Here is an 11,183-nt window from a genome sequence, read left to right as displayed (position 1 = left end):
ACGAGGGCGCGGTTGGTCTCGGCCTCGACGAGGTTGGGGGTGGTGAGCCCGGCGTTGCGGTCGATGCCGTGGGCACCGAGGAAGAGGCGGTCGACGTGCAGGCCCTTCAGCGCGGACACGGCGACCGGCCCGACGAGGGCGTCGGACGGGGTGCGCACCCCACCGGTGAGCACGACCACGTGGTTGCCGCTGCCCTCGTGGAGCAGCTGGGCGACCGGCACGGAGTTCGTCACCACCGTGAGGGCGGGCATGTTGCGGATGGCCCGGGCGAACTCGTACGTCGTCGTCCCGGCGGAGATCCCGATGGTGGCCCCGGGCTCGACGAGGGCAGCCGCTGCCAGCGCGATGGCGTGCTTCTCCGCGGTCATCAGCGAGGACTTCGCGCTGAAGCCGGGCTCGTCGGCGGCCCGTGGCAGCAGGGCGATGGCGCCGCCGTGCACCCGCTCGAGCAGCCCCTCGGCGTCCAGGCGCTCGATGTCGCGGCGCACGGTCATGTCCGACACGCCGAGCTGGTCCACGAGCTCGGACACCCGCGCGGCGCCCGCTTCCTCGACGAGCGCGAGGATGGCGGAACGGCGCTGGCTGGCGAGCACGCTCACCCCTCCCGCACCACGGCCGCGGTGCGCGGCGACAGGTGGAGTGTCGGCCCGACGTCGGTGCTCGACACGAGGTCGTGGCCGGATGCCGTGACCTGGCATGCGTCGTCGGTGTGGTTCAGCACGAACAACCAGCTGCCGGAGTCGGATCGGCGTCGCACGACCTCCACTCCCGGCGAGGTGCGCACCACCGACTCGACGCCCGACTCGCGCAGGACGGTGTCCAGCAGGGAACCGAGGGAGGCGTCGTCGGGGAGGGTGCCCAGGTACCAGGCGACCCCGGCGTCGACGTCCCGACGGGTCACGGCCGGACGTCCGGCGAGGGGCCCGTTCGCGTAGGTCGTGACGACCTGCGCGTCGGTGGCCGTGGCGTCCTCGCTCCACTGCGAGCCGGTGCCGCCGTCCGAGAGCGCGACGCCCTCCTGCTCCCTCAGCGGGAAGAACTCCTCGACGCGCACGCCGAGCAGGTCACGGAACGCCCCCGGGTAGCCCCCGAGCCGGACGTGGTCGTTGGCGTCGCTGATCCCGGAGAAGTAGGTCACGACCACGTGCGCGCCGGCGGCGGCAGCGGCGGCGATCGACGCGGCATCCTCGTCGGACACGAGGTAGAGCGTCGGGACGACGACGACGCGGTAGCGCGACAGGTCGGCCGAGGGGTGCACGACGTCACAGGTGACTCCGCGGTCGCGCAGCAGCCGGTGGATGGTGTGCCCCGCGGTGGCGTAGTCGATGGCGCTGCTCGGCATGCACGGGCCACTCATGGCCCACAGGGCCTCGTAGTCCCAGAGGACCGCGACGTCGGCATCGACACGGCTGCCGAGGACCTCGCCGAGCCGGTCGGCGATCGCCCCGAGCTCGCACACCTCGCGGAAGCGGTCGCTGTCCTCACCGGCGTGGGGGACCAGGGCCGAGTGGAACTTCTCCGAGCCCGACCGCGACTGGCGCCACTGGAAGAACCCCAGGGTGTCGGCGCCGCGGGCCACGTGGGCGAGGGAGTCCAGGATCGTCCCTCCCGGCACCTTGGCGGGGTTGACGGGCTGCCAGTTGACCGCGCTCGTCGAGTGCTCCATGAGCATCCACGGGCGACCGCCGGCCAGCCCGCGGGTGAGGTCGCCGTGGAAGGACAGCTCGGCCTGGGGGTGCTCGAGGCTGTTGACGACGTAGTGGTCGGTGCTCACGACGTCCTGGTGCGGCGCCCAGTCGTGGTAGTCGAGGAGGCGGAACTGGCTCATCGTCATGAAGTTCGTCGTGATCGGCACGGCGGGGGAGTGCCGGCGGATGACCTCGTACTCGCTGCGGTAGAAGTCGAGCAGGGTGTCGGAGCCGAAGCGTGAGTAGTCGAGCACGTGGGTCGGGTTCGCGAACGTCGTCGTGATGCGCGGCGGGAGGATGTCGTCCCACGAGGTGTAGCGCTGGCTCCAGAAGGCCGTGCCCCAGGCGTCGTTGAGCGCCTCGAGGGTGCCGTGGCGCTGCTCGAGCCAGCGTCGGAAGGCGACGGCACAGGTGTCGCAGTAGCACGGCAGGTTGTGGCAGGCGTACTCGTTGGAGACGTGCCACATCGCGAGCGCCGGGTGGTCGTGGTAACGCGACGAGAGGCGCTCGGTGAGGGCCAGTGCGAACTCCCGGTACAGCGGCGAGGACGGACACCAGGACTGGCGGCTGCCCGGCCAGAGGGTGTGGCCCTCCCGGTCGACGGGGAGGATCTCGGGATAGGCGGAGGTGAGCCAGGGCGGGGGCGTCGCGGTCGCCGTGGCGAGGTCGACGGCGATGCCGTGCTCGCCGAGCAGGTCCATGATGTCGTCGAGCCAGTCGAAGCTGTACTCGCCCTTGCTGGGCTCGAGCCATGACCACGAGAACACGCCGAGCGTGACGAAGCTGACGCCGGCCTGCGCCATCAGGCGCAGGTCGTCGACCCACACCTCACGGGGCCACTGCTCAGGGTTGTAGTCGCCGCCGAAGGCGATTCGGTTCTCGGGCCACTGACGCATGGTTGCCAGTCTGTGACCTTGAACAAACATCTGTCAACAATTATCAACAGCCAATCTCCCTCGACTCGGCGAACCGCCCTCGGTGCCCGGAGCGGCCCGATTCCTGTACGCAACGGGCGATTTGTTGCACGGTGGGCGCGACGATCGTGTCGAATCCGTAACCAACACCCCTTGACAGCGGCTGCCTCTGGCCAGAACACTCAGGTTCGTAGATGTTCGTTTCTGATCGAAGTTGTCAGAACAGCCCCGTCAAAGGAGACACCATGGCACGCCCGACCTCGCGTGAGGCACAGTTCTCGAGCACCCTCCCCGCCTCCGTGCGAGGCGTCGACCGGCGCAGCCTGCTGCGCGGCGCCATCGGCGCGGGGGCCCTCTTCGGAGGAGCTTCGCTCCTGGGTGCCTGCGGCAGCGACCCCGCCCCGGTGGCATCCGGCGGGGCTTCCGCCAAGGCCGGCCCGGTGTCCTTCGGCATCAACGAGGCCAAGGGTTCGGGCCCGGGCTACGAGCGCCTCATCGGCATGGCCGACGCCTACACGAAGAACACGGGCGCGGCCGTCACGACCAACGCCGTTGACCACAACACCTTCCAGGAGAGCATCAACACCTACCTGCAGGGCACGCCCGACGACGTCTTCACCTGGTTTGCCGGCTACCGCATGGCGCAGTTCGCCGAGAACGGCCTCATCAGCGACATCAGCGACGTCTGGCCGATCGACGGCCTCAGCGACGCGTTCAAGAAGTCGTCGACCGCCCCCGACGGCAAGCAGTACTTCGTGCCGGTCCAGTACTACCCGTGGGCCGTGTTCTACCGGAAGTCGGTCTTCGAGAAGAACGGCTGGACCGCCCCCGCGACCAGGGCCGACTTCGACGCCCTCCTGAAGGACATGCAGGGCAAGAACATCACCCCGTTCGCCTTCGCGGCCAAGGACGCCTGGGCACCGATGGGCACCTTCGACGTGCTCAACATGCGCCTGAACGGCTACGACTTCCACATGGAGCTGTGCCAGGGCAAGCAGAAGTGGGACAGCCCCGAGGTGCGCAACGTGTTCGCCACGTGGAAGACCCTGCTGCCCTACCAGCAGGAGAACTCGCTCGGCCGCACCTGGCAGGAGGCCGCCACCTCGATGGCCAACGGTGAGTGCGGGATGTACCTGCTCGGCACCTTCGTCGTCGACGGCGTGCCGCCGGAGGCCGCAGCCGACCTCGACTTCTTCACCTTCCCGGCGCTCGACGACACCATCGGCAACGACGCCCTCGACGCACCCATCGACGGGTTCTGCGTCTCGGGCAGCAGTGAGAACCAGGAGCCGGCCAAGGCCTTCGCGAAGTGGCTCGGCTCGGCCGAGGCGGCCGACGCGGCGAACAACAACGCGTCCGCGCCGTTCATCGCCGCCAACTCCGGTGCCAGCACCGAGAAGTACGGCGAGCTGCAGAAGAAGTCGGCCGAGCTGGTCCAGAACGCGAAGTCGATCGCCCAGTTCCTCGACCGCGACACCAACGCCGACCTGGCGAACACCGTCATCACCGCATCGCTGCAGGAGTTCATCAAGAACCCCGACAACATCGACTCGATCACTACGTCCATCCAGCAGCAGGCCGCGTCCATCCTCGGCTGACGGACGAAGCGAGGAGAGGAGCCCCATGGCCATCACCACGACAAAACGACGCAGCAAGGGCAGCACGCGCCGCGTCGAGAAGCGACAGAGCACACGCGACCGCCTGGTCGTCATGGCGATGGTCGGGGTTCCCACCCTGTTCGTCATCTGGTTGGTCTGGCTCCCGGCGCTCGCGTCGGTGGCCCTGTCCTTCACGAGGTGGAACGGCTTCAAGCTGAGCGGCATCGAGTGGGTCGGTACCCAGAACTACAAGGACATCGTCACCATCTACCCGCCGTTCTGGCCCGCCATCCAGAACAACCTCATCTGGTTGGTCTTCCTGTTCATCCTGCCGACGATCCTCGGGATGCTCATCGCGGTCGTCCTCGACCGCGAGATGCGCGGGAGCCGGTTCTACCAGACTGCGTTCTACCTGCCGGTGGTCCTGTCGATGGCCCTCGTGGGCTTCATCTGGCAGCTGTTCTACTCCGCCGACCAGGGCCTGCTCAACGCCGTGCTCGGCACGAGAATCGACTGGTACGGCGACCCCGACATCAATTTGTGGTCGGTGCTCGTCGCCACCTCGTGGCGGCACACCGGCTACATCATGGTCATCTACCTGGCGGGCCTGAAGGGCGTCGACGCGTCGCTGCGTGAGGCAGCGGCCGTCGACGGGGCCGGCGAGGTCAAGACGTTCTTCCACGTCATCCTTCCGGTGATGCGGCCGATCAACCTGATCGTCCTGGTCATCGTCGTCATCGAGTCGCTGCGAGCGTTCGACCTCGTCTGGATCATCAACAAGGGCCGCAACGGGCTCGAGCTCATCTCGGCCCTGGTGTCCCAGAACGTCATCGGCGAGGCCACCCGGTATGGCTTCGGTTCGGCGCTCGCCGTGATCATGATGCTCATCTCGTCGGTCTTCATCACCATCTACCTGCGCATCGTCTTCCAGGAGGAGCGCCGATGAGCGCCACGACCACCTCAGCCACGACCACGGGCGCGGCCAAGCCGTCCGTCCACACGGGCGCGGGCGGGGTGATGAACAAGCGCCGCGGCACCATCGCGACGATCGTCATGCTCATCCTCGCGCTGCTGTGGCTCTTCCCCTTGCTGTGGGCCCTGTACAACTCCTTCCGCAGTTACAGCTACACGCAGACCAACGGCTACCTCTCCTTCGGCGGCTGGACGCTGGAGAACTACCAGAACGCCTGGGACCGCGGCAACTTCGGTCTGCACCTGAAGAACTCGCTGCTCATCACCATCCCGGCGGTGTCCTTGACGCTCTTCCTGTCCTCGATGGTCGCGTTCGTCCTGGCGCGGTTCTCCTACCGCTTCAACCTCACCCTGCTCGGGGTCTTCCTGGCGGCCAACCTGCTGCCCCCGCAGGCGCTGCTCATCCCCGTGTTCAAGATGTTCCGCGAGATCCCGCTGCCGACGTTCATGAGCGAGGGCGGCACGATGCTGAACAGCTTCTGGGCGCTGATCCTGGTCAACACCGCCTTCCAGATGGGGTTCTGCACGTTCGTGCTGAGCAACTACATGAAGACGCTGCCGTACGAGATCTACGAGTCCGCTCAGCTCGACGGCGCGAGCGTCTGGCGCCAGTACTGGCAGTTGACCATGCCTCTGGTGCGACCGGCGATGGCGGCCCTGGCTACCTTGCAGGTCACCTGGATCTACAACGAGTTCTTCTGGGCGACCGTTCTCATCTCCAAGGGTGACAAGCTGCCCGTCACGAGCGCCCTGAACAACCTGCGCGGCCAGTTCTTCGCCGACACCAACCTCGTGGCGGCCGGGTCGATCATCGTCGCCCTGCCCGTGCTCATCGTCTTCTTCGTGCTGCAGAAGCAGTTCGTGGCCGGCCTCACCCTCGGCTCGACCAAGGGATGAGCACACCGCTGGTCATCGTTCGCGGTGCTGGTTCCGCCCTCGTCCTCACGCAGGACGAGGGCGGTGCCCTGCCGCACGTCGTGCACTGGGGCACCGACCTCCCGGATGCCGTGCTCGGCGACCTCGCGCACCTCACCGGCGCGCCCGTCCCGCACAACCAGCCCGATGCCCCGTGGCACGTCTCCGTCCTGCCCACGTCGGGCCAGGGCTGGCTCGGCACGCCGGCGCTGGAGGTCCACCGGGCCGGCGGACGGACCGCTCCTCGGTGGGTGGCCACCCTCGAGGGCGGCGACCACGACGCGACGGTGCGTGCGACGGCATCCGACATCGGTCTCGACGTGGTCGTGCGCTACCGCCTCGACGAGCACGGGGTGCTCACCGTCGAGACCGAGCTGACCAACACCGCCGCCGAGGGTGAGCCCGTCGACGTGGGGGCGCTGCGCGCCGTGCTGCCCCTGCCGACCCGCGCCGACGAGGTGCTCGACCTCACGGGCCGCTGGTGCCGCGAGCGCGCGCCGCAGCGGCGCCCGCTCACGGACGGCACGTGGGTGCGCACCGGTCGTCGGGGGCGCACCGGCCACGACGCGACCCTCCTCATGGCCGCTGGTACCACCGGTTTCGGCTTCCGCTCCGGAGAGGTGTGGGCCACCCACGTCGCGTGGAGCGGCAACCACGAACACCTCGTCGAGCGCCTGCCCGAGGGTGCCGGCGCCCACGCCGCCGTGCTCGGTGGTGGTGAGGCGCTGACCCCCGGTGAGGTCAGGCTCGCGCCGGGGGAGACCTACCGGGCACCGAGCGTCGTGTTCGTCCACTCCACCGAGGGGCTCGACGGCATCACCCGCGCCCTCGTGCACCACCAGCGCGCCCAGCCGGGGTACCGCACCACCGCGCGGCCGCTCGTGCTCAACACGTGGGAGGCCGTCTACTTCCAGACCGACCTCGACCACTTGCGCCGCCTCGCCGACACGGCTGCGGCGATCGGCGTCGAGCGCTTCGTGCTCGACGACGGCTGGTTCGGATCGCGACGCGACGACCACCGCGGCCTCGGGGACTGGGTGGTGTCGCACGAGGTCTGGCCCGACGGGCTCAGCCCGCTCGTCGACCACGTCAAGGGTCTGGGGATGGAGTTCGGGCTCTGGTTCGAGCCCGAGATGGTCAACCTCGACTCCGACCTCGTGCGCGCCAACCCGCACTGGGTGCTCGGCCCGGTGGCGGGCGCGCCGCTGCCCTCGCGCCACCAGCACGTGCTCGACCTGGCGAACCCCGACGCCTTCGCGCACGTCCTGGAGGCGATGAGCTCGCTCGTGGCGGAGTACGGCATCGACTTCATCAAGTGGGACCACAACCGCGACCTGCACGAGGTGGTGCGCACCGACGGCTCCGGCACGGACCGGCCCGCCGTGCACGCCCAGACGAGCGCGACCTACCGGCTCCTCGACGAGCTCAGGCGGCGGCATCCGGGTCTGGAGATCGAGTCGTGCTCCAGCGGTGGGGCGCGTGTCGACCTCGGCGTGCTCGAGCGCACCGACCGGGTGTGGACCTCGGACTGCAACGACGCCCTCGAACGGGTGGCGATCCAGCGCTGGACCGGGCTGCTCGTGCCGCCCGAGCGGATGGGCACGCACATCGGCCCGCCGACGGCGCACACCACCCACCGCCACCTCGACCTGTCGCTGCGCATGCTCGTCGCCCTCGGCGGGCACGCGGGACTGGAGTGGGACATCACGACGTGCAGCGCCGACGAACTCGACGCGCTGCGGGCGTGGTCGGCCCTCTACCGCGAGCTGCGACCGCTGCTGCACGGTGGGGATGCCGTTCGCTCGGACCACCCGGACCCGGCCCTCGTCGTCGGCGGGGTCGTGGCTCCTGACCGGTCGGCCGCGGTGTTCAGCGTCGTCCAGGCGGTGTCCGGTCGCGGGGTCGCACCCGGGGTCGTGCCCTTGCGGGGGTTGGATGCCGGGCGTCGCTACCGGGTGCGGGTGCGGTCGGAAGCCGGGTTGCCGGCCGTGATCCAGGTGCATCCACCCGCGTGGTGGGATGCCGCGCTGGGCGACGGGATCGTCGTCAGCGGGGCGGCACTCGGCGAGGTCGGGTTGGCCCTGCCCGTGCTGGCACCGGCCCAGGGATTCCTCCTCCACCTGGAGGGCGTCGACGCCTGAGGGCCCGGCTGGTGACAGACTCGGTCGGTGGCCATCCCTCCTTCGCACCTGTCGTTCGCCGCTCTGGAGTTCATGACGGAGCGGCACCTCGCGACGTTGACCACCCTGCGGGCTGACGGATCACCGCACGTCGTGCCGGTGGGGTTCACCTGGGATGACGACCTGCTCGTCGCGCGCGTCATCGCGAGTCGGAGCAGCGCCAAGGTCGTCCAGGCCCGCGCCGGCCGCCGGGCGGCGCTGTCGCAGGTGCAGGCCCGTCGTTGGATCACCCTCGAAGGGTCGACGAGGGTGCTGGAGGACCCGGCATCCGTGCGCGATGCCGAGCAGCGGTACGCGCAGCGCTACCGCGTGCCGCGCGAGAACCCCGAGCGAGTCGTCATCGTGCTCGACGTCGACCGGGTTCTCGGCGGGGACTGGCCGCACCCGCTGCCCCCATCGCCGTACGCGACCTGAGCCGGGCAGCGTCGACCAGCTCTCCCCGGACCGCGCCGGGAAAGATTCTTTGGCACGGTGCATCCGGGGTCGCCCCCTTCACGGAATGACTGTCAGCGGGTGCAGAGAGGCACCCCACCAACCGAAGGGACGCATCATGAAGCGCTTTCTCGTCGCAGGGGCAGTTGCCGCTTTCGCCATGGTCGGCTTCTCCAGCACCGCCCAGGCCGCACCGGCACAGGCCGCGTGCTTCGGCCAGGTCCACAAGCTCGTGAACAGTGGTGGCCTCCCCGGTATCGACAACGTCGGGCAGCTCGTCGGCGCCCTCGGTGGCGGCCAGAACAAGAACGCCACCGCCAAGACCTTCTGCTGACCGCCCGCCAGACCCGGCGCTGAGCGCTCGGGCCCACACGCCAGAGGCGGCTCGGACCACGTGGTCCGAGCCGCCTCTTGGCGTGCTGTTGTGCCCTGGTGCCTTACGGCTGCGGGACGATGAACTCGTCGAGCAGGGGCAGGGTGCCCTCGCGCAGGTCGACGGTCTTCTCCGGCTTGATCTGGCCCGGGGCGAAGCTGGCCATCGGGCCATCGATCGGCAGGTTCAACCGTGAGGTGGCGAGGTTGACGCTGTACGTCTGCGCCGAGGTGTCGATGGCGGTGACGCCCGAGCGGTTGCCGCTGATCACGAGGCCGAGCTGGTGGCCGGCGGGGACGACGACGTCGTTGGCCTGGAGCTCGACGGTGACGTTCTTCGTGCCCTCACCGTCGAGGCGGATCCAGCCGCGGGCGAGGACCTGCAGCTCGGTGGGCCCGACCCGGCGGGTCACGTCGCGGTAGCAGGCGTCGTCGACGGCGGTCGAGGCGCCCCAGCAGCTCTCGGTCGTGAGGGTCAGGGCGCCGTCGTTGGTCGTGAGCACACGGTCCATCGCGCCGTAGTCGACGAGCTGCACCGAGAGCTGCCCGACCGGGCGGCCCTGGGTGACCTCGAGGTCGACGGTGGGGGTGCCCGAGATCCGGACCTCGCTCCTGGTGGTGCCGGTCAGGAACTGCAGCTTGTTCGGGCTGGCCCCGATCCGCACGGCGTTGGCCTCGCTGAGCCCGGCCGAGTTGACGTAGCTGAGCGTGGTGTCGTCCTTGGTGCCCAGGCGCATGGTGCCGTCGGAGCGCAGGGCCAGCTTCATCATCCGGGAGCCCTTGCTGGGCCAGACGTCCGACTGGACCCAGCGGTCGGGGGCGACCTCGACGTCGACGGCAGGCTCGTTCAGGATGCCGTTGTCCACCTGCATCAGCTCGTGGTCGAACCAGCGGTGCAGCGTGTCGACCCACCGGTCACGGTCGGAGTCGAACGGGTCGACGTGCCCGAGCCGGGTCAGCCACATCTTGCGGTCGACGCCGGCCTCGCCGAGGTCCTGCCACCACGTCGACGCGTTGCGCATGCGGACGTTGTTGTCCTGCAGCCCGTGCATGATGAACACGCTGGCCTTGACCTTGGAGACGTCGTAGAACGAGCCCTCGCGGTAGTCCCGCTCGGCCCAGAAGTCGGTGTACGCACCGGTCTCGTCGCCGTCGTTGGCGTTCATGAAGGCGTTGGCCGCCACGCAGTTCGTGGGGACCGTGCGGCGCTGGGCGATCGTCGTGGACAGGCTGCTCGGGTAGTTGTTCGACTTCACGGCGTTCTGGTAGCGGTTGTAGTCGTACCAGGAGCTGATCGCGCTGATCGGGACGATGGTCTCGAGGCCCTCGACCCCGGTGGCCGCGACGCCGTTGGCGAGGGTGCCGTCGTAGGACTTGCCGATCATGCCGGTGCGTCCGTTGCTCCACGTGGCCTCGACGACCTCGCCGGCGGCGTTGCGGGCGACCGCGTTGCCGTTGAGCCACTCGATGACGACCTTGATCGACTCGATGTCCGAGCGTCCGCCCTGGTCGGCGCAGCCGGTCGAGCGGCCGGTGCCGGCCATGTCGGGGGCGACGAACGCGTAGCCGCGTGGCACGAAGTAGTTGTCGTAGAACAGTGGCATCTTCGCCGGCTTGCCGTCGGCGTCGTAGGACTTGAACTCGCTGTCGTTGCCGCGCCCGAGGCTGAGGTAGTAGGGGCTGGCGTCCATGACGACCGGGATCCGTGCGGTGCCGTCGAGCTCGCGCGGGCGGATGATGTCGGTGGCGATGCGCTCCTGCGCGCCGTCACCGTCGAGGTCCGGGGCAGTGACCCAGACCGTCTCGCGGATCGCATCCGCGTACTCGAAGACCGGGGCGGTGACGCCGTCGACGATCGTCGGTGCTGTTGGCGGATCATCCGCGGCGTGGCTGGCACCTCCCGAGACCATCAGGAGAGGGGCGATGAGCCCCATGGACGCGGTCAGGAATGCAGCGGGTCGCACGGTGGACCTCCTGGGGAAGGGCGGCGCCCGCAGGGATGGCGCGGGGCGTCTCGGCGCTTCGGAACCTAACAGTGGTGAGTTCGTTGCGGGGGAAAACTAACCAAGAACTTCTGGCCACCGTCACCCAGCGTGCACTCTGCCGGCTCGG

At 69.2% G+C, this 11,183-nt stretch carries 9 protein-coding genes; 6 read left to right on the top strand and 3 right to left on the bottom strand.

Features of this window, described 5'->3' with window-relative positions; genetic code table 11:
- Both PLL68_RS03960 and PLL68_RS03955 read right to left on the bottom strand, forming a co-directional pair.
- The coding region (locus PLL68_RS03960) for a DeoR/GlpR family DNA-binding transcription regulator (RefSeq protein WP_324531844.1) at window positions 1–593 on the bottom strand (593 nt) is incomplete at its 3' end.
- Between the two features lie 2 nt (window positions 594–595).
- A complete protein-coding gene (locus PLL68_RS03955) occupies window positions 596–2,584 on the bottom strand; it encodes a beta-galactosidase (RefSeq protein ID WP_324531842.1) in 1,989 nt (662 codons plus the stop codon).
- 263 nt (window positions 2,585–2,847) lie between these two features.
- Here PLL68_RS03955 and PLL68_RS03950 point away from each other — a divergent pair, with 263 nt between their 5' ends.
- From PLL68_RS03950 to PLL68_RS03925, 6 genes are all read left to right on the top strand, one after another.
- Window positions 2,848–4,200, top strand: coding sequence for an ABC transporter substrate-binding protein (locus PLL68_RS03950; RefSeq protein WP_324531841.1), 1,353 nt, complete (start codon window positions 2,848–2,850; stop codon window positions 4,198–4,200).
- Window positions 4,201–4,225: 25 nt separating this feature from the next.
- Window positions 4,226–5,146, top strand: a complete 921-nt coding sequence (locus PLL68_RS03945; protein ID WP_324531839.1) for a carbohydrate ABC transporter permease — start codon at window positions 4,226–4,228, stop codon at window positions 5,144–5,146.
- Window positions 5,143–6,069 (top strand): carbohydrate ABC transporter permease, encoded by a 927-nt coding sequence (locus PLL68_RS03940; protein ID WP_324531837.1) that lies wholly within the window; start codon window positions 5,143–5,145, stop codon window positions 6,067–6,069. Before PLL68_RS03945 ends, PLL68_RS03940 begins: the two co-directional genes overlap by 4 nt.
- On the top strand, window positions 6,066–8,228 hold the full coding sequence (locus PLL68_RS03935; RefSeq protein ID WP_324531835.1) for an alpha-galactosidase: 2,163 nt from the start codon (window positions 6,066–6,068) through the stop codon (window positions 8,226–8,228). The genes PLL68_RS03940 and PLL68_RS03935 overlap by 4 nt, the downstream gene beginning before the upstream one ends.
- A gap of 27 nt (window positions 8,229–8,255) precedes the next feature.
- The gene (locus PLL68_RS03930; protein WP_281348954.1) at window positions 8,256–8,681 is read left to right on the top strand and encodes a PPOX class F420-dependent oxidoreductase; all 426 of its coding nucleotides are present in this window, start codon (window positions 8,256–8,258) and stop codon (window positions 8,679–8,681) included.
- Between the two features lie 136 nt (window positions 8,682–8,817).
- The gene (locus PLL68_RS03925) at window positions 8,818–9,033 is read left to right on the top strand and encodes a hypothetical protein (RefSeq protein WP_324531832.1); all 216 of its coding nucleotides are present in this window, start codon (window positions 8,818–8,820) and stop codon (window positions 9,031–9,033) included.
- Between the two features lie 103 nt (window positions 9,034–9,136).
- Here the strand turns inward: PLL68_RS03925 and PLL68_RS03920 are convergent, their stop codons facing one another.
- Window positions 9,137–11,035 (bottom strand): CocE/NonD family hydrolase, encoded by a 1,899-nt coding sequence (locus tag PLL68_RS03920; protein ID WP_324531830.1) that lies wholly within the window; start codon window positions 11,033–11,035, stop codon window positions 9,137–9,139.
- Window positions 11,036–11,183 lie beyond the last annotated feature (148 nt).

This window comes from Ornithinibacter sp. (genome assembly GCF_035443565.1).
In the GTDB taxonomy this organism is placed as follows: domain Bacteria; phylum Actinomycetota; class Actinomycetes; order Actinomycetales; family Dermatophilaceae; genus Fodinibacter.
The sequence above is the reverse complement of the archived record's forward strand: the minus strand, read 5'-3'. Positions and strand labels throughout refer to the sequence as shown.